The organism is Antarctobacter sp. (assembly GCF_034670325.1).
Taxonomy (GTDB): Bacteria; Pseudomonadota; Alphaproteobacteria; order Rhodobacterales; family Rhodobacteraceae; genus Antarctobacter.
Map to the genome: position 1 here is coordinate 345,656 of NZ_JAXMNR010000004.1, position 23,127 is coordinate 368,782.

Below are 23,127 nucleotides of genomic sequence, written 5' to 3' on the forward strand. Positions count from 1 at the left end.
GCAATCTAGCGGTCGTCCCCCGGCTTAGCGCCAGAGGACGACCGCAGGCCTTTTTGAACCGGCCTGACGGTAGCCGCCCCCTGTCGAGGGCGCCCCTAGTCGGTCACGCTCAGACAATCCGCAACAGCAGGTCGCGCGTGTTCTGTGCCGTCATTTCGACCGGGTTGCCGCCGGTGCTGGGGTCGATCAAAGCACCCGCCACGATGCGGTCGATATCGGGGTTCTCGATGCCCAGTCCGGCGAGCGACTTGGGAATGCCCATGCTGTCGTTCAAATCGTCCACGAATGCGCAGAATCCGTCAAACCCGCCGTCGATGCCAAGATAGTTCGCCGCTTGCCCCAGAACGTCGGTGATGGCGGGCTTGTTGAATTGCAGGACTGCCGGCATGCAGACCGCGTTCGTGGTGCCGTGGTGGGTGTGATAGATCGCGCCGATGGGGTGCGACAGGGCGTGGATTGCGCCCAGCCCCTTTTGAAAGGCGGTGGCGCCCATGGCGGCGGCGGACATCATATGCGCGCGTGCCTCCAGATCGGTGCCATCGGCATAGGCGCGGGGCAGGTAGTCTTTGACCAGCCGCATGCCTTCCAGCGCGATGCCCTGCGACATCGGGTGATAGTGCGGCGAGCAGAACGCCTCGACACAATGGGCAAAGGCATCCAGCCCGGTGCCAGCGGTGATGAATTTCGGCATTCCGACGGTCAGTTCAGGATCGCAGATCACCACCGAAGGCAGGAATTTCGGGTGAAAGATGATCTTTTTCTGCTCGGTTTCGGAATTGGTGATGACCGAGGCGCGACCGACCTCTGACCCGGTGCCGGCGGTTGTGGGCACCGCCACGATGGGCGCGATGGCGTCGGCGTCGGCGCGTGTCCACCAGTCGCCGATATCCTCAAAGTCCCACAGGGGGCGGGTTTGCCCCGCCAGAAAGGCCACCAACTTGCCCAGATCAAGGCCAGAGCCGCCGCCAAAGGCCACCACGCCGTCATGGCCGCCATCCTTGAACGCACGCACACCGGCCTCAGCGTTCTTTTCGTTGGGGTTGGGGTCCACATCGGCAAAGATTGCGCGTCCCAGGCCAGCGGCCTCTAGCAGGTCCAGCGTCTTGGTTGTGATTGCCATGTCCTTCAGGCCACGGTCTGTCACCAGCAGGGGTTTGGTGATCCCGGCGGCGGCACAGGCCTCGGCGATTTCAGAGATACGGCCCGCGCCAAATCGGATGGCGGTGGGGTAAGACCAGTTTGCAGTCAGAGTCATCGGCTCAGGCCTTTTTCAGATGGTAGGATTTGGGGCGGGTCAGGTTGTGATAGCCAATGATCGACAGACCACCACCGCGCCCGGTGTCCTTGCAGCCGGTCCAGCACAGGCCGGGATCAAGGTAGTCTGCGCGGTTCATGAAGACCGTCCCGGTTTCGATCTGGTCGGCAATCGCCTCTGCCCGCGCGGCATCGCGGGTCCAGATTGAGGCGGTCAGGCCAAAGTCGCTGTCATTCATCAGGCGGATCGCCTCTGCGTCGTCTTTGACCGGCATGATGCCCACCACGGGGCCAAAGCTTTCGTCACGCATCACGCGCATGTCGTGGGTGACATTGGTCAGGATCTGCGGCGTCAGGTAGGCGCCGCCATCGTCCTCGGCAAAGGTGTCGATATGGGCGGTGGCCCCGGCGGCTATCGCCTCTGCGGTTTGGGCGCGAACCTCATCGGCAAAGCGTTTGTGCGCCATCGGGCCAAGCGTGGTCTCAGGGTCTAGCGGATTGCCCAGCTTGTACGCCCGGACGATGGCCACGGCCTTTTCCACGAAGGCGTCAAAGTGCTGTTCGGCCACGTAAATCCGTTCGATGCCACAGCAGCATTGGCCGGAGTTGAACATCGCGCCATCAATCAACGTATCGACGGCGGCGTCCAGATCGGCGTCGTCGCAGACATAACCGGGGTCCTTGCCGCCCAGTTCCAGCCCGATGCCGGTGAACGTCCCGGCGGCGGCGCGTTCCATCGCTTTGCCACCGCCGACAGAGCCGGTGAAGTTAACAAAGCCAAAGCACTTCGCGGCGATCAGGTCACTGGTTGTCTGGTGGTCCAGAAACACGTTCTGGAACACGTCCGAAGGGATTCCTGCGGCGTGAAAAGCCGCTGCCAAACGTTCCCCCACCAGCAGAGTCTGGCTTGCGTGCTTCAAGACCACCGAGTTGCCCGCGATCAGGGCAGGGGCGACCGTGTTGATGGCGGTCATGTAGGGATAGTTCCACGGTGCCACCACCAAAACAACGCCATGCGGCACACGTTTGATCACACGGCGAAAGCTGTCGCTGTTCTCAATCTCGATATCCGCCAGTGCGTCCTGTGCGATCTGGGCCATATAGGACGCGCGTTCGTTGAAACCGCCGAATTCTCCACCGTAACGGAACGGGCGGCCCATCTGATGGGCCAGCTCGGGCACGATTTCGTCGTTCATTTCGCCGATTTTGGCGACGCCAGCCTGAACCAGAGCGATCCGCTCTGCCAACGGACGGGCCGCCCATGCGGATTGTGCCGTCTGCGCCTTTTGCACGGCTGCGCGGGCGCTGTCGGCGCTCAGGGTTTCACGCTCGGCATAGACCGAGCCGTCGATAGGAGAGATGCAGCGGATCATGGATCAGGCCCTTTCAAAGCCGCGCGCGATTTCCCAATCGGTCACGACGCGGTCAAATTCTTCCTGCTCCCATTCGGCGCAGCGGGTGTAATGGTCAACCACCTGATCGCCGAATGCCTCACGCAGAAAGGCAGAACCGCGCAGGGTTTCGGTGGCGGCGCGCAGGGTTTGCGGGATGTCCTGTGCCTTGGCGTCTTCATAGACGTCGCCGCGGGTGGGCGGGGCAAGGTCCATCCTGTCCTCGATCCCCTTGATGCCGGCTGCCAGCATGGCCGCCTGGGCCAGATAGGGGTTCAGGTCAGAGCCACCGATGCGGCATTCGACCCGCACGCCCTTGGTGCCATCGCCACACAGACGGAACCCGGCGGTGCGATTGTCCACGGACCAGACCGTTTTTGTGGGCGCAAAGGTGCCTTTGGCAAAGCGTTTGTAGCTGTTGATGTAGGGGGCGAGGAAAAAGGTGTAATCCGGCGCATAAGCGATCACGCCTGCCATGTAGTGTTTCATCAGTTGCGACATGCCCAGAGCATCGGATTTGTCGAAAAACGCCGGTTCTCCGTCCTGCCAAAGCGACTGGTGCACATGGCTGGAAGAGCCGACCTTGTCGTGGTGCCATTTCGGCAGAAAGCTGGCGGCGCGCCCGTGTTGCCAGGCGATTTCCTTGACCGCGTTCTTGGCAATCGTGTGGTGGTCGGCACAATCGAGCGCCTCGGCGTAGCGGATGTTCAGCTCTTCCTGACCGGCCTCGGCCTCACCCTTGGAATTCTCGATCGGCAGACCGGCGGCAAACAGGTGGTTGCGGATCGGGCGCATCACGCCTTCTTCCTTGGTGGTTTGGAGGATGGCGTAATCTTCGTTGTAGCCGCTGATCGGGGTCAGATCTCGGAATCCCCCTTTGCGGATGTCGTCAAAGGACTGCTCGAACAGGAAAAACTCTAGCTCGGTCGCCATCATGGCGTCATAGCCCAGGGCCTTTAGCCGGGCGATCTGGGATTTCAGCATCTGACGCGGCGAATGGGGGACGGGCGCGTGGGTGTGGTGGTCAAGGATGTCGCACAGCACCATAGCGGTGCCGTCCAGCCACGGCAGCAGGCGGATCGTCGACAGGTCCGGCGCCATTATGTAATCGCCATAGCCCTTTTCCCAGCTGGAGGCGGCATAGCCCTCTGGCGTGGCCATTTCCAGATCGGTGGCCAGCAGGTAGTTGCAGCAATGCGTTTCTCTAAAGCTGGTCTCGACAAAGTTCACCGCATGGAACCGTTTGCCCATCAGGCGGCCCTGCATATCGGGGAAACAGGCCAGAACGGTGTCGATTTTACCGCTTGCCACGGCCTCTTTGAGACCGTCGAACGTCAGATTTCCAGCCATGTCGTTTAGCCCTCTTCATGGTGAAGCACCCCCGCAAAAGCGAGGGTGCATATGGTCGTGTTATGGGATCGCTTATTCGAAGTTGTACGGCGCGCCCGCTTGGTTGATGACGGAGTTATATTCCTTGAAGATGTTGACAATCTTCTGGTGGATTTCGCCTTCTTCGGCCACTTCTTCCCAGAACTCCTTGGCAGCGGCCTCGACCTCTGCCCATTCGCCGGCAGGGACCGACCGCAGCGCCAGTTTGTCGCCCTTGGCGCGCAGGGCTGCTTCGCCACCCCAGTACCATTGGTTGCGGTAGGTGTGGCCTGCCTCTGTCGCGGCCATTACCACGGATTTGAGGTGATCAGGCAGTTCGGCCCAGCGTTCCTCGTTGACGAACCACGATCCGATCCATGCGCCAGAGATGTTGTTGGTCAGGAAGTAGTCGGTCACATCCGCCCAGCCGACGGTGTAATCCTCGGTGATGCCGGACCACGCCATGCCGTCCAACTCGCCGGTTTGCACCGCAACCTCGGCGTCCTCATAGGGAATGTTGACCGGGACAACGCCGAACTTCGACAGGAAACGGCCCGCCGTGGGGAAGGTGTACAGTTTCAGGCCGTCCAGATCGGCGACGCTGGTGATTTCTTTCTTGGTGTTGAAGTTACACGGGTCCTGACCCGCAGCCGACAGCCATTTGACGCCGACCTTGGCGTATTCCTCTTCCCAGATTTCCTTGAGGCCGTACTGGTTGAACAGCACCGGCACGTCGAGGATGTGTTTGGTCGCAAAAGGAAAGTAGCCGCCGAACTGACGCAGCGGTGTGGGCGAGGCCATCGAGTCGTCGTCCGAATGCACGCCGTCGATGGTGCCGCGCTGAAGCGCCTGAAACAGTTCTCCGGTGGGGACGATCTGGTCGGCGTAGAACAGTTCGACCTCAAGTTCGCCGTTCGAATTGGCGTTGATGTAGTCGATGACCGGCTTGGTCACATGTTCGCCCAATGCGCCGCCCGCATAGGTCTGAAAGCGCCATTTGATGGCTGACTGCGCCTTGACGACGGTGGGGCTGGCAAGGGCAGCTACGCCGCCGATCCCGGCGGTGGTCAGGAACTTACGTCTTGTGGTCATGGTCGTGTCCTCTCTGTTGAAGCTCTTCTCAAAATGCGTCCCGCTGCCGGGATCTCTTGGGTTGTTAATTTCCGTAGACATACCCCGGCAGCCAAAGGGCCAGTTCCGGGAAGGTCATGATGGTGGCCAGCGCGACAATCATCACCAGAACAAAGGGCAGGATAGATCCGTAGATGTCGCGCAGGGTGATTTCCGGCGGGGCCATCGCGCGCATCAGGAACAGGTTATAGCCAAACGGCGGCGTCATGTAGGCAATCTGCGTGGTGATCGTATAAAGCACGCCGTACCAGATCAGATCAAAGCCAAGTTCGCCCACCAGCGGCACATACAGCGGGGCGACAATCACCAGCATGGCGGTGTCGTCCAGAAAGGTGCCCATCAGGATAAAGCTAAGCTGCATCAGGATCAGGATCATCCACGGGCTAAGGCCCAGTTTCTCGGTGAACAGCGATTCAATCGCCTTGACCGCGCCCAGCCCGTCGAACACCGCGCCAAAGGCCAGCGCCGCAAGGATGATCCACATGAACATGCAGGAGATGCCCAGCGTCTTGCGTACGCTGGTCTCAAACACTGCGCGCGTCATGCGCCCCTTGAGTACGGCGGCCAGAAAGGCGGCAATCGCCCCGATGGCAGAGCTTTCGACCAGTGAGGTCCAGCCGTTCACGAACGGCACCATCATGGCAAAAAAGATGAACAGCGGCAGCAGACCGGCCCCCAGCAGCCTGATCTTTTCGCCCATCGGCATGGCGCGTTCTTCGGGCGGCAGGATCGGGCCAAGCGCGGGGTTCAGGCGGCAACGGATCACGATGTAAATTACGAACATCGCCGCCATCATCAGCCCCGGCACCACACCGGCCAGCCACAACTGACCTACGGGTTGCCGCGCAATCATCGCATATAGCACCAGAACCACGGAGGGCGGCACAAGGATACCCAGCGAGGACCCCGCCTGAATGACCCCGGTCACCATGCGTTTGTCGTAGCCGCGTTTGAGCAGTTCTGGCAGGGCGATGGTCGCCCCGATAGCCATGCCCGCCACGGACAGCCCGTTCATGGCAGAGATCAGCACCATCAACCCGATGGTGCCCACCGCCAGACCGCCGGATAGGCCGCCCATCCAGACGTGGAACATCTTGTACAGGTCGTCCGCAATCCGCGATTCCGACAGGATGTAGCCCATGAAGATGAACATCGGCAGCGTCAGCAGCGGATACCATTTCATCAGCTTGATTGCGGCGGCAAACCCAAGGTCAAAGCCGCCCCGATCCCCCCAAAGGAAAAACGCGGCAATCACCGCGACAAAGCCGATGGCGCCAAACACCCGCTGCCCGGTCAACAGCATCAGCATCATCGAGGAAAACATCAGCGCGGCAATCAGTTCATACGACATCAGAGCTTGTCTCCCATGTCGTGGCCCTGAATGCGCAGGACGTCTTTGCAGAACTCGGAAATGGCCTGCAACAGCATCAGGAAGATGCCCAGAACCATGATGGATTTGATCGGCCACATGTAGGGCCGCCAGACAGATGAGCTGCGCTCACCGCCGTATTTCAGCGAATACATCAGGCTTTCCCAGCCGCCCCAGAGCAGAAAGATCAGGTAGACGATCAGGAACAGCACTGTCATCGCGTCGATCTGTGCTTTGCGGTGATCCGACCATTCGCCGTACATCAGGTCCATCCGCACGTTCGATCCCATCTGGATCGAATACGGCCCGCCCAGCATGTAATAGGCCACCATGGCGAACTGCGCCATTTCCAGCGTCCAGAGCGACGGCAGAAAGAAGGTCTTTGATATCGAGGACCACAGCAAAATCGCCATCATCACAAAGATTCCGTACATCATGATCCGCCCGATGCGGCGGTTCATGGCGTCCACGACGCGAATGAAGCGGCGCATCAGCGATTGCATGTTTCGGCCTCAACCTGTGTCAGTGCCTGTGACACCCAACTGGACAGGGTCTGTGCCATCGCCGTCTGGTCGGCGTCGTCTGCAATCAGATCATTGCGGACCTCCAACATCACGTTGAGATATCCATGGGGCAGGGCGTGCTCCTTGAGCGTGTGGGTCACGCCATCGCCGGGCCCGTAAGGGTCATTCCGCCGGGTGACGCAGGTGGTATGTTTCGCTGTCAGGGCCAGCATGGCATCCGCAAGACGCGCATCGCTGTCGTGCAGGATGCCGATTTCGACGTCGCGGGCTTGGCCGTGGTAGACGGGCGTAAAGCTGTGAACAGTGATTAGCACCGGCGCGGTTCTGGCTTGCAAGACGGCGGCCAGCGCCTCCCTGAAAGGGGCGTAATAGGTGGCCGCACGTTCGGCGCGTTGTGCGTCGCTCAGATTGGCATTTCCCGGCACGTCCACGATCTCGCTGCGTGCGGGCATGGCGTCCGGTGCCTCGGGCGGGCGATTGCAGTCATAGACAAGGCGTGAGGTTTTCGAGGCCACCAGCACGGCATTCAGACGCTCTGCCATTTTCGTCGCCAGTGCCATCGCCCCCGGATCCCAGACCACATGGCTGAGCAACGCAGAGGCGGGCAGGCCAAGGCTGTTGAAAGCCTGCGGAATATGCGCGCTGGCATGTTCGCACACGACAACGACCGGCGCATCCGACTGGGCGTTCCGAACATCGACCATATCGCTCAACAAGGGATCATTCCGGTGATTCATCGCCGCTCCTTCTTGGGAAAAACTCTTGCCAAGCCGCTCTCCTGTCAACAGAATTGTGAAAGATTTATCTCAGGCCGGTATGTTCTGATATTTTTGTAGTCAAAAGTGAGAGGCTGCCAATGACCGATGAAGACCGCACCATATCGGATCGCATTCAGGAAAGGCTGGATGACCTGACCCGTGCGGAGCGGCAGTTGGCGCTGTCTATACTGGAAAATTACCCGGCTTCCGGTCTGGGCCCGCTGGCGGCGCTGGCCAAGGGTGCCAATGTCTCTGTTCCGACCGTAGCGCGCATGGTGCAAAAGCTGGGGTACAAAGGCTATCCTGATTTTCAGGCTGATCTGCGGGACGAACTGGGGGCCATCGCCAAGGGGCCGATTGCCAAACATGAAACATGGGCAGGGGCCGCGCCGTCAGAGCATATTCTGAACCGCTTTACCGATGCGGTGATCGACAACATCCGCAACACGCTGGCCCATATGGACCCGGCCGCCTTTGACGAGGCCTGTGCATGGGCGGCCGATCAGAATCGGCACCTCTATATCGTCGGCGGCCGGATCACCCACACGCTGGCCGAGTATCTGTTCCTGCACATGCAGGTCATTCGCCCGAACCTGACGCATGTGCAGTCCACCTCGAACACTTGGCCGCACTACCTGCTGAACGCGGAGGAGGGTGACGTGTTTATCATTTTCGACGTCAGGCGGTATGAAAACAACACCCTGAAGCTGGCCGAGATGGCGCGCGCCCGCGGGGCAAAGATCATTCTGTTCACCGACCAGTGGCGCTCTCCGGTGCACAGGCTGGCAGACATCAGCCTGACCAGCCGGATCATCGTGCCATCGGCGTGGGATTCTCTGGCTACCCCGATGCTTTTAGTCGAAAGTATGATATCGGCGATCCAGTCGCTTAACTGGGACGCGACAAAAGGGCGGATGGAAGAACTGGAAGAGATATTCGACCAGACCAAGCTGTTCCGGAAATTTACCTGAACCCGTCCTGAAAAGGGGAACCGATGAAGTCCGCGCGACGCGAGGCGGCGAGAGCCGCAATCGACCCCTTGCCCCTACGGGTGATCAAACGCATGACGCTGGTTCTGCTGGGGCCGTTTTATTTCGGGTTCATCGCTTTTGTGCCGCTGCTCTGCGCCCGGCGTCGGGGCTTTGCGGGATGGTACTGGCGATTGGTCAAACGCGCCTGTTCGCGGCTTTTGTGGTTGCTGAGCATCCGGGCGGAAATGTCGGCAGCAGACAGGCTGGCGCTCGGCGAGGACACCGACAGTCTTATCGTGATCAACCACCGCAGCCATCTGGACGGCTTTGTGCTGATGGATGTTGTCCCGGATCGTAAGTGGTTCACCTTTGCCGCCAAGAAAGAACTGTTTGAGACGCCCTTGCTGCGCACCGGGTTCACAGGGGCCGGTCTGGTCGAGATTGACCGCAAGAGCGGCAAACTGGCGTTGGACACGCTGAGCGAGGCGGTGGCGGCGATGCCTGCGCGACGCTCGGTGGTGTTGTTCCCTGAAGGCACGCGCGCAAGGACCGACACCTTGGGGACGTTCAAGGCCGGTGCGGTTCTGGTGGCCAGAGAGACCGGCAGGACCATTCGGCCGATTGTGATCCACGGTTCCGACCTGTTGTTGCCGCGTGGCGCGTCTGTGCCGCGCAGTGGCACCATTCGTGTGGATGTCCTGCCGCCCTTTGTCTGCGACCTGACCGCGACTGTGGATGAGGATGTCGAACGGCTGCGCGCCGCGATGCTGGCGGTGTTCGAGGGGCCGTAGGGCAGGATGGCCTGTCGAGGTGATGGCGGGCCACCGCTAGAGTTTGACGGAACGGGGCAAGATAGCAGGGACGCAGGGCATGGACATCGACATTCTGGTCAAGGGCGGGGTACTGCCGGATGGCACGCAGGCGGATGTCGCCATTTCGGGCGGTGTCATCACGGCGGTCGGAGCGAACATTGCGGCAGAGGCCGGTGAGGTCATCGACGCAAAGGGCAAGCTGGTCAGCGCGCCCTTTGTCGATGCGCATTTCCATATGGATGCGACGCTCAGCTATGGACGGCCACGGGTGAACGCCTCTGGCACGCTGCTGGAGGGTATCGCGCTTTGGGGCGAGTTGAAGCAGCAGCAGACGCGCGAAGAGATCGTTGCCCGCGCGCTGGAGTATTGTCGTCAGGCGGTGGGCCGGGGCGTGCTGGCAATCCGCAGCCATGTCGATGTGACCGACCCGAATTTCCGCACTGTCGAGGCGCTGCTGGAAGTGCGTGACCATGTCCGAGACGTGCTGGATCTGCAACTGGTCGCCTTTCCGCAAGACGGCTGGTATCGCGCTGCGGGTGCGGAACAACAGGTGATCCTTGCACTGGATGCGGGTGTCGACATCGTCGGCGGCATCCCGCATTTCGAACGCACGATGGTGGCGGGGGCTGCGTCGGTTCGGGCGGCCTGCGAACTGGCAGCAGATCGGGGCCTGATGGTCGATCTGCATTGCGACGAAAGCGATGATCCCCTCAGCCGCCATATCGAGACACTTGCGGAAGAGACGATCCGGCTGGGTTTGCAGGGCAGGGTGGCCGGGTCGCATCTGACCTCGATGCATTCGATGGACAACTACTATGTGGCCAAGCTGCTGCCTCTGATCGCCGAGGCGCAGGTGGCGGCGATCCCCAATCCACTGATCAACATCACCCTGCAAGGGCGGATGGATACCTACCCCAAGCGGCGCGGGCTGACCCGTGTGCCGGAACTGCGCGCGGCGGGGGTGACGGTGGCCTTTGGTCAGGATTGCGTGCGCGACCCATGGTATCCGCTGGGGTCTGGCGACATGCTGGAGGTGGCGCATATGGGGCTGCACGTGGCGCTGATGACGGCCCCCGACCAGATGCGCGCAGCCTATCAGATGGTGACAGAGACGCCCGCGCAGGTGATGGGGCTGGATTTCGGGCTGCAACCGGGCAAGCGCGGCAGTCTGGTGGTGCTGGACGCCCCCGACCCGATAGAGGCGCTGCGATTGCGACCGGCACGGCTGGCGGTGATCTCAAACGGTCGGGTGGTGGCACGGACAGAGCCTGCGCGCTGCGCGTTGTCCGTCGGGTTCTAGGCCGCCTCAGACAGAGGGCCTGTGCCATGTGACCTTGACGGGATGCGGCAGGGTCGCCGCAAACCAGTCCGTCAGTTCTGCCTGTAGCTGGTCCAGCAACGCCACGCGGTCCGCGCTGTCGATGAGCCAGATAAAGCCGTTGGCCGATCCGCGCCGTCCCATCTCGGGAAAGAGATAGGCGCAGCCGATATAGACGCCTTTGTTGTCGCGCACGATCCAGGCGAAGGATCGTGCTTCCGCAAATTCTCGGTCATGCCATGCCAGATCATACAGGTTTTCCGTCAGGGTCAGCCCCTCGGGCCATGCCCCGAACATATTGGTCAGGACATGGGCCGCGCCGGTGACGGCGGCGAAATCCTCATCGACCTCGGCGGGCGTCAGCGGCGTCAGGGCAAAGCCCGGCAGCGACGCGCTGCGGGGCAGGGGGTCGCTGTCGAAATCGGGATGGCTGCGAAGTCTCATCTCTGTCTCTTTCCTTTACTGCGGGTCGGGCTGTTTCGCCTCCCGCTTAAAAGGGTTTTCCTCTGGCACCTCGTAGTCCGGCACCAGTTCCCCCTTGGCACGCGCGTCCGCCATGTAGCGGAAGGCATTGACCGACATGCGCATCAGATGGTCCCCGGCCTTCATGGCGGGATATTTTTCTATCACGTCCGGCGTGCGGAACTTTTCCAGCGGCTCTACCACCGCATGATAATCCAGACCAAAGAAGAGCGGGAAAGAATATCTTTCGGTCCCAAGGTTCACGACGCGGTGCTGGGTGGATTTGAACTGCCCGCCGGACCACGTCTCGAAGATGTCGCCGATGTTGACCACGAAACAGCCGGGAATGGGCGGAGCCTCTATCCAGACGTCATCGGCGTTCATCACCTGCAACCCCGGCGCGCCGGTCATCAGGATGGTGAAGCATTCAAAATCCGAATGCGCGGCGATGCCGACCAGTTCCTTGGTGGCGGGCATGTCATTGGGGATGTAGCGCAGCAGGCGCAACTGCGAGGTTGGATAAGTGATGTGGCGGGTCAGTTCCTCCGGGTCGACGCCCAGTTCCAGTGCCAGCGCGTCCAGCAGGCGCAGGCCAAGGTCAAACGCTTGATCGTAGTAGCCGCCAACCGTCTCTTTCCAGCCGGGAATGTCGGGCCAGATGTTCGGCCCGGTCATGCGCCATTGCGCCAGATAGTCCGGATGATCGGCGGGCGCCTCAAAGGACATGTCCCACGCTTCGTTGAAGTTGATCGACTTGGGGAAATCCGCACCGTTTTCCTCAAACGGCACATAACCTCGGTGGTGCGTGGTGAAGCCTGACCAATACTTCATCTTGAAGCTGCGCGGCTTTTCGTGGAACGCCTTGGACGCCGCAAACACAGCATCGATCAACGCCTGCGAAATGCCGTGGCCGGTGATGTAGAAAAAACCTGAGGTGCGCGCTGCATCGCCCAGTTCTGCGGCGACGCGCGCCTTGTCCGTCTCGTCCCCGGTAAAGAGGCCCGACAGGTCCACCACCGGCAGGGTGGCGTCCTCGACCGTCAGGGCCTTTTGATCGTCCGAAATAGATGCGCGTGCCATGTAACCTCTCCGAGTCGCTTGTCTGTGGTCAGGCTGGCCCGGAAAACCGGCTGCTGTATCCGCCGCGATTAAGAAACCTCCTACGTCCAAGGCGCTTGCCCAAAAAAGAGCCATTTTTACGGACCGATGGTCTCTTTGCGGTCAGTTTCTTTGACGGGTCATGCATCGTGGGGCGCTCATGGGGCCATCACGGGAGCCGCTGGGCGCAGTGCACCTGTGCGCACAATCCACTTCTGCGGCTGGGAAACAGGAATATGACCATGACCAAACTCAACAGACGGACCCTGCTCAAGACCGGCGCGGCCAGTCTTGCCGCCTCCAGCGTGCTGGGCACGCCGCTGATCGCGCAAAGCCGCAGCCTGAAGATCGGGTCTTATGGCGGGTACTTTGAAAACAGCTTTAAAGAGTTCGTCTATCCCGCCTTCACCGAGGCGACAGGCATCACCGTGGAGTCCGTGACACAGCCCAACTCGACCGACTGGCTGGTGACGATGCAGCAGGCGACGGCGGCGGGCAGCGTGCCTGCGGATCTGTCACTGTATGCGCGCGATACGCTGATCAAGGCCAGCCGCATCGGCGGTCTGCTCAAGCCGCTGAACCTCAAGGCGATCCCGGCGGCGTCGAATCTGGACCCCTATTTCGTCTTCGAGGCCACAGAGGGCCCGCTGGGCGTTGGGGCAATGTCGTGGTTCACCGCAATGGTCATCAATCCGGGCGAAGTGGAGGCCCCTGAAAGCTGGGCAGAGTTCTGGGACAGCGCAACCTACGAGTCCTCTCTGGGCCTGTCGCGCAACTATAATTCGCAATTTCTCGACATTGTCGCGGCGACGTTCTTTGATGGCGAGGCGACCTTTGCCACGGACGACGGCATTCTGGCGATCATCGAAAAGGCGGCAGAGATCAAACCCAACGTGGCGCTGTGGTGGTCTGCGGAAAGCCAGATGGAACAGTCGATGAAGAACGGCGACGTCATCGGCGGGCAGTATTACCTGGATGTGGCGAACCTGATGGCGCTGGACGGTTTCCCGATCAAGCCGATCTTCCCCAAGGAGGGCAACCCGCAGGATTATGGCTCGTGGTGCCTGTCGTCGCTGTCGGACAAGGCGGATGAGGCGTCGGAGTTCATCAACTTCTCATCCGACCCGGCCACACAGGCGATCATGAGCCGCAAGATCGGTACCGCGCCGCTGGTCGACAAGTCCAAGACCGACCTGACGGATGAGGAATTTGCCTTTGTCTCCGGCACGCCCTCGATCAAGCCCGCCTATGAGGCCTATCTGGATAAGGAAACATTCATCAAGGAAAGCTGGGACAAGATGCTGGCCGGGGCATAACCGGACATGTCGGGCCTTGTGCTCAAGAGCATCTCAAAAAGCTTCGGCGGCACCCGTGCCGTCGATCTGGTGAACCTTGGTTTTGCCGAGGGGGAACTCACGGCGCTGCTGGGTCCGTCGGGGTGTGGCAAGACCACGCTTTTGCGGATGATCGCCGGGCTGGAGGCGCCCTCTGGCGGGGCGATCCTGCTGGGGGATCGCAATATCACCGGTCAGCCGGCGCACAAACGCAAGTTCGGCATGGTGTTCCAGAGCTTTGCGCTGTTTCCACACCTCACGGTGCGGGACAACGTGGCCTATTCGCTGCACATCTCGGGGGTGTCCAAGGCTGAGGCGGCGGAGCGGGCGAATAAACTGCTGGACCTCGTGCAACTGTCCGCCTTTGGCGACCGGCGCATCGGGCAACTGTCGGGCGGACAGCGCCAGCGGGTTGCGATTGCCCGTGCTCTGGCGCAGGAACCCGAGGTCTTTTTGCTGGACGAACCGATGTCGGCGCTGGACGCCAAGCTGCGTGAAGAGATGCAGGTGGAACTGCGCCTCCTGCAACAGCGGCTGGGCATCACCACCATTGTCGTCACCCATGATCAGCGCGAGGCCATGACGATGGCCGACAGCATCGTGGTCATGTCCAACGGGCGCGTGGAACAGGTGGGGCCGCCACAGGACATCTATCACAAACCCGAAAACGCCTTTGTCGCAGATTTCATCGGCAAGGCGAATTTCTTTGACGGGGTGACGGAACCGGGCGGGGTCCGCATCGGGGCCATGCATCTGACGGCAAAACCGCATTTTGTCAGCGGTTCCCCCGTGCGCGTGGCGATCCGGCCCGAGCGCGCCTGTCTGGACGATGAACCGGGCGAAAACCGGATGCCGGCTAAGGTGACATTCGTGCGCGACCTTGGCCCAATCCGGGAATATCACCTTGAGACGGTGTTGGGCCGGATGGTGGTGGAATACGCAGCGGGAGAGAACGGCAAGACCTTCCACATCGGCGACACGACAGAGGTGCGCCTGCCGCCGGACTCGTTACACATCTTCCCCGATCCCATGGCCCACGACGTGTCAGCGATGGCCGCCGAATGACGGTCGCGGAGCATATCCAGACAGAGCCCGCAGCGGCGCGTGCGCCAACCCGGCTGTCCGGTGTCCGGCTGCTGAGTTGGGCGCTGACGGCGGTTATTGTCACGCTCTGCGTGGTGCCCTTTCTGCTGGTCATTGCCATCAGCTTTGGCCGCAAGATCGAAGGCGCGGCGTGGGTCTGGGACTTTACCCTAGCCAACTATCAGCGGTTCTTTGTCGGCGCGCTTTGGCCGGATGAGGTGACGTTCCTCTATCTGCAACAGCTTGGCTTTTCGTTCTGGTACGCGGTCATCGCGTCCTTGCTGGCGGTGCTGACGGCGCTGCCCTTCACATTGTTGCTGACGCGGCAGTCGCGCGGGGCGCAGGCGGCGTGGCTGGTATTCATCCTGTCGTCCCTGTCCCTGTCCGAGGTGTTCATCGTCATGGGCTGGGACATCCTGTTGTCCAACAATTCTGGCCTGCCGGCGCTGTTCAAGTCCACCGGTCTGACCCAGTGGCTGAAAGACAGCGGATGGTTTCAGGTTTTGCGTGACTGGGGTCTGGCGAACCCGCGCAATGTCAAGTTCAAGACCTCGCAGTTCGCCACCATCCTGACCATGAGCTACCTCGTCTGGCCCTATGCGGTGATCTTGCTGTATCCGGCGCTGTCGCGGCTTGACCGCTCACAGACAGAGGCGGCGCGCACCATGGGCGCGGGGGCGTGGTGCGTCGCGCGCACGGTGATCCTGCCCGCGATCCGCCTGCCGCTGTTCGGGACGACACTGCTGCTGTTTGTGTTCCTGTTGGGGACCTACGTTGCCGTCACTGTCTTTGCCGCGCCCGCGCAGCATTCGACCGCCGTGGCGATCTATACCAACATTCGCGGTGCCAATCTGAACGCGCCTTTCGGGGCGACGCAGGCGGTGATCCTGCTGATCTCGGCGGGGGTCTGTCTGGCCCTTGGTCACCGGATCAACACCTGGGCGGGGTCGCGGTGATGCGGGTCATCGGACCTCTTTACATGGCACTTTGCGCGTTGCTGCTGGCGCTGCCCATCGCGGTGGTCTGCGGCGCGGCGCTGAACGGTGGGCGCAGCATGTTCTTTCCCCCGCGTGAGCCGACGCTGGCGCGCTTTGGCGAGTTCTTTGTCTCTGAACCGGTCTGGACGCAGGCGCTGGGAAACTCGGTGATCGTGGCCCTTGGCGCGGCCAGCCTTGCGGTGCTGCTGGCCTGGCCTCTGGCCTATCTGCTGTGGTCGACGGGGTCGAAACTGTCGCGCACGCTGGCGGCGCTGGGGTCGATGCCCTTTGCGGTTCCGCCGATTGTTTTTGGCGTCGGGCTTGGCTTTTTCTGGAGCTTCCTTGGCGGATTGGGAGCGCTTTGGGCCGGGGTGGTCAGCCATGCGGTGCTGCTGATGGCGCTGCCGATGGTCACGATCTCGATCGGGTTGCAAAGCATCGACCGCGCGCATCTGGACGCCGCCGCGACCATGGGTGCCACCGAATCCGTCACCTTTCGCACCGTGATTCTGCCGCAGACGATCCCCTATACGATCTCGGGCTTTTTCTTTGTGCTGGTGCTGTCGTTCAACGAGTTCATCGTGATGTTTTTTGTCTCGGCCTCCGGCTACGCGACCGTGACGCTGCAAATCTTCAACTCACTGAGGAACGGCTACACGCCGACAATGGCGGTGGCGGCGATCACCTTTATCGCCGTCTCCGTCCTTGTGTTTTCCGCCGTCGCCCGCTGGGGCGACCTGCCGCGCCTGATGGGCGCGGATCAATCCCAAAACTGAAGGAGATACATCATGGCCCGTCAACCCACCCTTGTCGGCAACACAGTTCTCATGGTCATCGACATCCAGAAGAGCGCCTTTATGGAGGTCAAGGCCGGCATCCCCGTCATGCCCGGCTATCGAGAGAACATGGAGCGCGCCCGCAGCGTCGTGGACGCGGCCCACGAGGCGGGCATACCGGTGGTCTTCGTGCAGGAAATCCACCGCCGTGACCAGATTGACTATGGCCGCGAACTGGACGGGTCCGAGGACATCCACTGCATGGAGGGAGAGCCGGGAACGCCCGTCGCCTTTGAGGAAATGGGGCGCAAGCCCGGCGATTACTATGTCCCTAAGCGGCGCTACTCCTGCTTTTTCGGGACAGAGATGGAGATCCTGCTGCGCGGCCTGAAGGCGGAAACCTTGATCTTTGTCGGCGGCATGACGGATGTTTGCGTGCATTATAGTTTCGCCGACGGGCATCAAAGCGACTATTATTGCCGGGTGGTGGCGGATTGCGTCGGCGGCACCTCGCCCGAGGCGCATCAGGCGTCATTGAACGCGATGGAATATCTGCAGGAAGGGGCCGTCCTGAGCGCGGATGAGATCATCGGCGCGATGGGCAAACAAAGGATGGCGGCGGAATGATCACGTCGGGGGATATTCAGGGGCATTGGCATCGGGCATGGCTCAAATCGCCATCGTTCAATGATTGCGAAACAACCGTCCACTGGATGCAATGCGGGTCGCTCTACGCCGACATCCGCATTCCGCCTAACAGGCCAGACGTGCGCGGCGCCACCGCGCTGGCGGATCTGCCGGACGCGGCATTGATGGGGCTTTTGCGGGCCGAAGGCTTTGCAGGGTTCGTTGCGTTGCAAGAGGACGTCTGCACCTGGCACCGTGAGATCAACTGGCACGGTCGGCCGGAAGAAGAGGACAGTGGTCTGCTGGAATTCAACAAGGCGGACCAGTTGATGGAAACCGGGGTCTACGGCGAATATGCTGAACTGTGGAACCGACGGGCGGACCAGCCCGCCAGCGCGATGCATCTGATGGCGGGGGCCGCCCATGCCTTTATCGTGTCGGTCGGGCAGCGGTTTGTGTTCGGCGTCGGTCAGCCCGAGGCGGAGAACTCGCGCAATACAATCGCCGCGCTGGAGGCGGGGCAACGCACTTGGGCGCTGCAAGAGCAGTTGAGGCACGTCTTTGCCTTCGGGCGCTGGGACGGGACCTGCGGGATCGCGGAACTATGCACCAATCCGCTGATCGAAGGACAGCCGGTGCTCAGTTGCGCAGGTGACGGCGCGCTGGTCTGGCACGCCGTTGATTTTCTGGGGCAAACCCGCGACGTGCCGTTGACGCAGCCGGTGTTGGCGCAGATTGACGCGGCCTGAAAGGGACGTGTTTCACGCGTGCCAGAGCGTCAGGTAGTGATCGACGATCTGGTGACAGCGGTCGCGGCCAAAGGCGGGGTCATGCCCGCCCAGCACACGTTGCACCGGCAGCGCCTTGATACGTCGCAACGTCGCGGCGTAGGCGGCAACGTCCATGCCCGGCCCGTCAAAAATCAGCGGCCCGTCATAAATCGCATCGGCCCCGAACAGGGTGCCGCTGTCGCCGTGCCACAGTCCGACCTGACCCGGCGAATGGCCGGGCAGATGCAGGACCTCGGCCTGCCAGTCCCCCAGATCCACAATGGCACCATCCTCGACCGTGCGTGTCGCGGGCGCGCCTTTGAGGATGTAGGCGGCGGGGTCATAATCCTCATGGGGCAGGGCGTCGATCAGATGCGGCCAGAGAGGCGCATAGCCCGCGTCCAGAAAAAGCTTGCGAAACCCATCCGAGATCCCGGCGGTGTCAAGGCTGTAGGGCGTGGGGTTTGCCAGTTCTTCTGCCTCCAGCGGATGCACCAGCCGTGTGTCAAACTCATGTGCAGCGCCGATGTGGTCAACATGGCAGTGCGTGGTGAACAGGATCAGCGGTTTGCCCGGATCGGGGCGCAGCGTGTCCACAACGGGCCGCAGCGGGGCGATGCCCATGCCGCTGTCCACGACCATATCGGCCTCTGATCCAAGAACGAGAAAGATGTTGGCGGAAAAGATCGGGTGCACATGAGGTTCCGTCAGGCACCAGATGCGGCTGTCGATTTGCTGAGTGCCGTACCACGGCGAGGCGATGGGATATGTCATGGCCCGACATTTGCGCCGGGTTGGGGCTCGTGCAATGTCCGCTGCTGCATTTCACACCATTGGCCTGTGATTTAGCCCGTTTTTTGTGCAAATCCTAGGCGCGCCGCCTGTCATGGATGCAACCCGCGTGACTAAATGGCCCGGCACCCGATGCTGGAGGCAGCAGGGTATCTAGGGTTCCGCCTCTCCTCTCCTCCCAGAGGGTCTGGTCCGAGAGATGCCACCGTCGGGGCAAATTCCCTGCCGGTACACGGCGGGGCAAAATCCCGGGAGAGCACTGCGCGTTGGGGTTTCACCGATCTCTCAAGTTCCGCCTCGGTACCCCGATCAGCAATCCAAGGCGGAACGTTGCATGAGGGGACACCCATGTTTGCAAGACGCCATTTCGTGGCCGCCTGCGCGGCGCTGGCGCTGGCGGCGGCCGCACCCGCCACAGCTCAGGAAAAAACCGACTTCCGTGTCGCATGGTCCATCTACGTGGGCTGGATGCCTTGGGGCTATCTGGACGAGTCCGGGATCATGGATAAATGGGCCGAAAAATACGGTATCACCGTCGAGATCGTTCAAATCAACGATTACGTCGAGTCGATCAACCAATACACGGCAGGTGCCTTTGACGGCGTGTCGGCGACCAATATGGATACCCTGTCGATCCCGGCGGGCGGCGGCGTGGACACCACCGCGCTGATCGTCGGCGATTTCTCCAACGGCAACGACGCGGTGATCATCAAGGGCGATGGTGAATTGGCCGATCTGGCGGGCAAGCCAGTGAATCTGGTGGAACTGTCGGTGTCGCATTACCTGCTTGCACGCGCTCTGGACAGCGTCGGCCTGCAGGAACGCGATCTGGGCGGGGTGCTGAACACCTCCGACGCGGACATGATCGCCGCCTTCACCACGGCAGATGTCGAGGCGGTGGTGACGTGGAACCCGCTGGTGTCGACCATCCTCGAAGAACCCAACGCCAAAAAGCTGTTCGACAGTTCCGACATTCCCGGTGAGATCATCGACCTGATGGTGGTGAACACCGATACGCTGGCGGCCAACCCTGATTTCGGCAAGGCGATGGTCGGCGCGTGGTTTGAGGTCATGGGCCTGATGGCGGCAGGTGACGAAGAGGTTCTGACCGCAATGGCAGAGGCTTCTGGCACCGATCTGGCAGGCTACAAGGCGCAGCTGGACTCGACCGAGATGTTCTTTGATCCGACTGACGCGGTGGCCTTCACCAAAGGGGCGGACTTGCCCACGACAATGGTCAACGTGGCCGAGTTCCTGTTCGACAAGGGTATCTTGGGTGAGGGCGCGCCAAGCGCCGATTTCGTGGGCGTGTCTTACCCGGACGGCAGCACCACCGGCGACCCGGCGAACGTCAAGTTCCGCTTTGACACCACCTATATGCAGATGGCGGCGGACGGCGCGCTGTAACCTCCCTGCGGCCCGCCCGTCCCGGTGTGGGTCGCTATCCCCCTGACCACCGCGCCCCGGACCTGATCCGGGGCCTCTGCCTGCGAGGGTTTGTATGCGCTGGATCAACCGAAAACCCGGAGCCGTCTTGGCCACGGCGCTGGCGGCCTTGCCCTTTGTCGCTGTGCTGATCGTTTACATGATCGGCTCGGAAATGCGGCTGGCGGTGAACCCGCAGGACAAACTGCTGCCCGCGCCGACCACGATCCTGTCGACGGCTGAGCGGTTGTTGACGGAACCTGACCGGCGGTCCGGAGAAATCCTGTTCTGGAAAGACACGTTTGCCAGCCTGCGCCGGCTTGGGCTGGGGGTGCTGATTGCCTCATCGGCGGCCTTGATCGCCGGCATCGGCATTGGGATGCTGCCCTATCTGCGTAAGACTTTTGCGCCCTTTGTGGCCGTGGTCTCTATGGTGCCGCCGCTGGCGATCCTTCCGATCCTCTTTATCCTGCTGGGACTGGGCGAGGTGTCCAAGGTGGCGTTGATCGTCATCGGCATTACACCCTTCCTGATGCGGGACATGAGCCAGCGGGTGATCGACCTGCCGCGCGAACAATTCGTCAAGGCGCAGACGCTGGGGGCCAGTTCCATGGCCATCGGGCTGCATGTGGTCCTGCCGCAGGTGCTGCCACGTCTGATCGCGGCGGTGCGCCTGTCGCTGGGGCCTGCGTGGCTGTTCCTGATCGCGGCAGAGGCCATCGCCTCGGATCAGGGGCTGGGCTATCGTATCTTCCTTGTGCGGCGTTACCTCGCGATGGACGTGATCCTGACCTATGTCGTTTGGATCACCTTGCTGGCCTACCTGCTGGATCTGGGCCTGCGGATGTTGGCCAAGCGCGCCTTCCCTTGGGATGGAGAGGCGCTATGAGCTACGTCGAGGTCAAGGGCGTCGCCAAGGTTTATGGCAAGCGCACCATCATCGAGAACATCAACGTCAGCGTCCCCAAGGGGCAGTTCGTGTCCATCGTCGGGGCCTCTGGCTGTGGCAAGACCACCTTTCTGCGGCTGCTCTTGGCGCAGGAACAGCCGACGCAGGGTGAAATCCACATCGATGGCGCGCCGATGGCGCGCGAGCCGGGGCGCGACCACGGCATCGTCTTTCAGCGCTATTCGGTGCTGCCGCATCAAACCGTGATCGACAACCTGATCGCGCCTCGCGCCTTTCGGTCTTCGTTTTGGGGGCGGCTGAGCCGCGTGGACCGTGCCGAGGAACGCGACAAGGCGCGCGCCACGCTGGCGCGGATCGGGTTGGAACACGTCGCCCACCAATACCCTGCCGACCTGTCGGGCGGGATGCTGCAAAGGCTGGCCATCGCGCAGGCGCTGGCGGGCAACCCCAAGATCCTGCTGCTGGATGAGCCGTTCGGCGCGCTCGACCCCGGCACCAAAATCGTCATGCACGATTTTCTGCAGGAACTGCGGGACGAAAGCGGCATGACAATCTTCATGATCACCCATGATCTGGGTGAGGCGTTCAAGCTGGGCGACCGTGTCTGGGCCTTCGACAAGCCGGTCTGGGATACGGAAGACCCCGAAAAGAACGCCGCCACCATCACCTATGACTTCGATGCCCGCGACGATGGCATCCCCTTCCAGACTCTAAAGGAGCGCACCCATGTTTTGCACGCCCGCTGATCGGCGACATTCTCACCACCCTGCAGACCAGCGCCGCCAAGACCGGCGCGCGCACCACCCGGACCTGACCAAGTTACAGGGCTGGAAATCGATGAAGTCCGAGGCGGACCTGCCCGAAGGCCGCTGGGACGAAGAGCGCCGCTGGGCGCTGCGGATGGGTCTGACCGGGGCCGACAGCATCGAGGACAAGTCGATCCCGACGTTCGCGCGCGGGGAACTGCCGCATTTCGCGGGTATCAATACCTTCCTCAAGGCCCCGTACGCCGAGGATGTGACAGAGGTCGGCGACTACGACGCCACGATCCTTGGCATTCCCTTTGACGGTGGAACCACCTATCGCCCCGGCACCCGTTTCGGCCCGCAGGGTTTGCGCAAGATCAGCGCGCTTTATACGCCTTACAACTATGAATTGGGGGTGGACCTGCGCGAGCAGATGACGCTGTGTGACGCGGGCGACGTGTTCACTATCCCGGCGAACCTTGAGAAATCCTTTGACCAGATCAGCCGCGCGGTGAGCCATGTGTTCAGCTCCGGCTCATTGCCGGTGATGATCGGCGGCGACCATTCCATCGGCTTTCCCTGCGTGCGCGGCATCGCGGAATGTACGTCGAAAAAGATTGGCATCGTGCATTTCGACCGCCACGCTGACATTCAGGAAAAGGATCTGGACGAGCGGATGCACACGACGCCGTGGTTCCATTCCACCCTGCTGCCCAACGTGCCCGCCAAGAACCTCGTTCAGGTGGGCATCGGCGGTTGGCAGGTGCCACGTGAGGCGGTCAAGGTCGCGCGAGAGCGTGAGACCAACATCATCACCATGGGCGACATGGAAAAGATGGGCATCGACAAGACCGCCGAGATGGCGCTGGAAATGGCCTGGGACGGGGTAGACATGGTCTATATGTCCTTTGACATCGACAGCATCGATTGCGGCTTTGTCCCCGGCACCGGCTGGCCGGAGCCGGGCGGGTTCCTCCCGCGTGAAGCTTTGGCATTGGCGTCCAAGGTGGCGGCAGAGGGCATCTGCGGGATGGAACTGGTCGAGGTTTCCCCGCCCTATGACACTTCTGACATCACGGCGTTGATGGGGACGCGGGTGATCGTCGACGTTTTGGGCAGCCTTGTTGCCAGCGGCAAGATGGGGGCTCATACACGGCACATTGATAAGCCCGTGGCCATTCCGCATGGCGAATTCGAAGGCAAGCGCTGGCACGGCAGAACCAAAAGGTAG

Annotated in this window: 23 protein-coding genes and 1 riboswitch; of the genes, 13 read left to right on the forward strand and 10 right to left on the reverse strand. The window is 61.6% G+C overall.

The annotated features are described in order from the left end of the window. Positions 1 to 109 precede the first annotated feature (109 nt). The 7 genes from VOI21_RS12305 to VOI21_RS12335 form a co-directional block, all read right to left on the reverse strand. Positions 110 to 1,255 carry an iron-containing alcohol dehydrogenase gene (locus VOI21_RS12305; RefSeq protein ID WP_323770173.1) on the reverse strand — a complete coding sequence of 382 codons (1,146 nt, stop codon included), beginning with the start codon at positions 1,253 to 1,255 and terminating at the stop codon, positions 110 to 112. A gap of 4 nt (positions 1,256 to 1,259) precedes the next feature. Next, a complete protein-coding gene (locus tag VOI21_RS12310) occupies positions 1,260 to 2,627 on the reverse strand; it encodes an aldehyde dehydrogenase family protein (protein ID WP_323770175.1) in 1,368 nt (455 codons plus the stop codon). Positions 2,628 to 2,630: 3 nt separating this feature from the next. After that, positions 2,631 to 3,995 (reverse strand): glutamine synthetase family protein, encoded by a 1,365-nt coding sequence (locus tag VOI21_RS12315; RefSeq protein ID WP_323770176.1) that lies wholly within the window; start codon positions 3,993 to 3,995, stop codon positions 2,631 to 2,633. A 72-nt stretch (positions 3,996 to 4,067) separates the two neighbouring features. Continuing rightward, on the reverse strand, positions 4,068 to 5,105 hold the full coding sequence (locus VOI21_RS12320; RefSeq protein ID WP_323770177.1) for a TRAP transporter substrate-binding protein: 1,038 nt from the start codon (positions 5,103 to 5,105) through the stop codon (positions 4,068 to 4,070). Between the two features lie 64 nt (positions 5,106 to 5,169). Next, positions 5,170 to 6,495, reverse strand: coding sequence for a TRAP transporter large permease (locus tag VOI21_RS12325; protein ID WP_323770178.1), 1,326 nt, complete (start codon positions 6,493 to 6,495; stop codon positions 5,170 to 5,172). Beyond that, positions 6,495 to 7,016 carry a TRAP transporter small permease subunit gene (locus VOI21_RS12330; RefSeq protein ID WP_323770179.1) on the reverse strand — a complete coding sequence of 174 codons (522 nt, stop codon included), beginning with the start codon at positions 7,014 to 7,016 and terminating at the stop codon, positions 6,495 to 6,497. Before VOI21_RS12330 ends, VOI21_RS12325 begins: the two co-directional genes overlap by 1 nt. Further along, entirely contained in the window at positions 7,004 to 7,774 is a 771-nt protein-coding gene (locus VOI21_RS12335; protein ID WP_323770180.1) for an N-formylglutamate amidohydrolase, read from the reverse strand. The genes VOI21_RS12330 and VOI21_RS12335 overlap by 13 nt, the downstream gene beginning before the upstream one ends. 119 nt (positions 7,775 to 7,893) lie before the next feature. Here VOI21_RS12335 and VOI21_RS12340 point away from each other — a divergent pair, with 119 nt between their 5' ends. The 3 genes from VOI21_RS12340 to VOI21_RS12350 all read left to right on the forward strand — a co-directional run bounded on the left by VOI21_RS12340 (position 7,894) and on the right by VOI21_RS12350 (position 10,878). Beyond that, positions 7,894 to 8,766: a MurR/RpiR family transcriptional regulator gene (locus VOI21_RS12340; protein ID WP_323770181.1), complete on the forward strand. Its 873-nt coding sequence runs from the start codon at positions 7,894 to 7,896 to the stop codon at positions 8,764 to 8,766. A 23-nt stretch (positions 8,767 to 8,789) separates the two neighbouring features. After that, the gene (locus VOI21_RS12345) at positions 8,790 to 9,557 is read left to right on the forward strand and encodes a lysophospholipid acyltransferase family protein (RefSeq protein ID WP_323770182.1); all 768 of its coding nucleotides are present in this window, start codon (positions 8,790 to 8,792) and stop codon (positions 9,555 to 9,557) included. A 79-nt stretch (positions 9,558 to 9,636) separates the two neighbouring features. Then, complete coding sequence (locus VOI21_RS12350) at positions 9,637 to 10,878, forward strand: cytosine deaminase (RefSeq protein ID WP_323770183.1); 1,242 nt, start codon at positions 9,637 to 9,639, stop codon at positions 10,876 to 10,878. Positions 10,879 to 10,884: 6 nt separating this feature from the next. Here the strand turns inward: VOI21_RS12350 and VOI21_RS12355 are convergent, their stop codons facing one another. Next, entirely contained in the window at positions 10,885 to 11,340 is a 456-nt protein-coding gene (locus VOI21_RS12355) for a hypothetical protein (RefSeq protein ID WP_323770184.1), read from the reverse strand. A gap of 15 nt (positions 11,341 to 11,355) precedes the next feature. Continuing rightward, the gene (locus VOI21_RS12360) at positions 11,356 to 12,438 is read right to left on the reverse strand and encodes an isopenicillin N synthase family dioxygenase (RefSeq protein ID WP_323770185.1); all 1,083 of its coding nucleotides are present in this window, start codon (positions 12,436 to 12,438) and stop codon (positions 11,356 to 11,358) included. Between the two features lie 260 nt (positions 12,439 to 12,698). Here VOI21_RS12360 and VOI21_RS12365 point away from each other — a divergent pair, with 260 nt between their 5' ends. The 6 genes from VOI21_RS12365 to VOI21_RS12390 are packed head-to-tail and all read left to right on the forward strand — an operon-like array spanning position 12,699 to position 18,002. After that, a complete protein-coding gene (locus VOI21_RS12365) occupies positions 12,699 to 13,772 on the forward strand; it encodes an ABC transporter substrate-binding protein (RefSeq protein ID WP_323770186.1) in 1,074 nt (357 codons plus the stop codon). A gap of 6 nt (positions 13,773 to 13,778) precedes the next feature. Beyond that, entirely contained in the window at positions 13,779 to 14,855 is a 1,077-nt protein-coding gene (locus VOI21_RS12370) for an ABC transporter ATP-binding protein (RefSeq protein WP_323770187.1), read from the forward strand. After that, a complete protein-coding gene (locus VOI21_RS12375; protein ID WP_323770188.1) occupies positions 14,852 to 15,829 on the forward strand; it encodes an ABC transporter permease in 978 nt (325 codons plus the stop codon). Before VOI21_RS12370 ends, VOI21_RS12375 begins: the two co-directional genes overlap by 4 nt. A 23-nt stretch (positions 15,830 to 15,852) precedes the next feature. Further along, complete coding sequence (locus VOI21_RS12380; protein WP_323770189.1) at positions 15,853 to 16,626, forward strand: ABC transporter permease; 774 nt, start codon at positions 15,853 to 15,855, stop codon at positions 16,624 to 16,626. 12 nt (positions 16,627 to 16,638) lie between these two features. Next, positions 16,639 to 17,253, forward strand: coding sequence for a cysteine hydrolase (locus VOI21_RS12385; RefSeq protein ID WP_323770190.1), 615 nt, complete (start codon positions 16,639 to 16,641; stop codon positions 17,251 to 17,253). Next, complete coding sequence (locus VOI21_RS12390) at positions 17,250 to 18,002, forward strand: hypothetical protein (RefSeq protein ID WP_323770192.1); 753 nt, start codon at positions 17,250 to 17,252, stop codon at positions 18,000 to 18,002. The genes VOI21_RS12385 and VOI21_RS12390 overlap by 4 nt, the downstream gene beginning before the upstream one ends. 12 nt (positions 18,003 to 18,014) lie before the next feature. Here the strand turns inward: VOI21_RS12390 and VOI21_RS12395 are convergent, their stop codons facing one another. Continuing rightward, the gene (locus VOI21_RS12395) at positions 18,015 to 18,797 is read right to left on the reverse strand and encodes an MBL fold metallo-hydrolase (RefSeq protein ID WP_323770193.1); all 783 of its coding nucleotides are present in this window, start codon (positions 18,795 to 18,797) and stop codon (positions 18,015 to 18,017) included. A 160-nt stretch (positions 18,798 to 18,957) separates the two neighbouring features. Continuing rightward, positions 18,958 to 19,072: riboswitch (guanidine-I (ykkC/yxkD leader) on the forward strand. Positions 19,073 to 19,163: 91 nt separating this feature from the next. Here VOI21_RS12395 and VOI21_RS12400 point away from each other — a divergent pair. The 4 genes from VOI21_RS12400 (at position 19,164) to VOI21_RS12415 (ending at position 23,127) form a co-directional block, all read left to right on the forward strand. After that, complete coding sequence (locus VOI21_RS12400; protein ID WP_323770194.1) at positions 19,164 to 20,222, forward strand: putative urea ABC transporter substrate-binding protein; 1,059 nt, start codon at positions 19,164 to 19,166, stop codon at positions 20,220 to 20,222. A gap of 94 nt (positions 20,223 to 20,316) precedes the next feature. Next, positions 20,317 to 21,129: an ABC transporter permease gene (locus tag VOI21_RS12405; protein ID WP_323770195.1), complete on the forward strand. Its 813-nt coding sequence runs from the start codon at positions 20,317 to 20,319 to the stop codon at positions 21,127 to 21,129. Then, positions 21,126 to 21,896 carry an ATP-binding cassette domain-containing protein gene (locus VOI21_RS12410; protein ID WP_323770197.1) on the forward strand — a complete coding sequence of 257 codons (771 nt, stop codon included), beginning with the start codon at positions 21,126 to 21,128 and terminating at the stop codon, positions 21,894 to 21,896. Before VOI21_RS12405 ends, VOI21_RS12410 begins: the two co-directional genes overlap by 4 nt. Next, positions 21,877 to 23,127 carry an agmatinase family protein gene (locus tag VOI21_RS12415; protein WP_323770199.1) on the forward strand — a complete coding sequence of 417 codons (1,251 nt, stop codon included), beginning with the start codon at positions 21,877 to 21,879 and terminating at the stop codon, positions 23,125 to 23,127. The genes VOI21_RS12410 and VOI21_RS12415 overlap by 20 nt, the downstream gene beginning before the upstream one ends.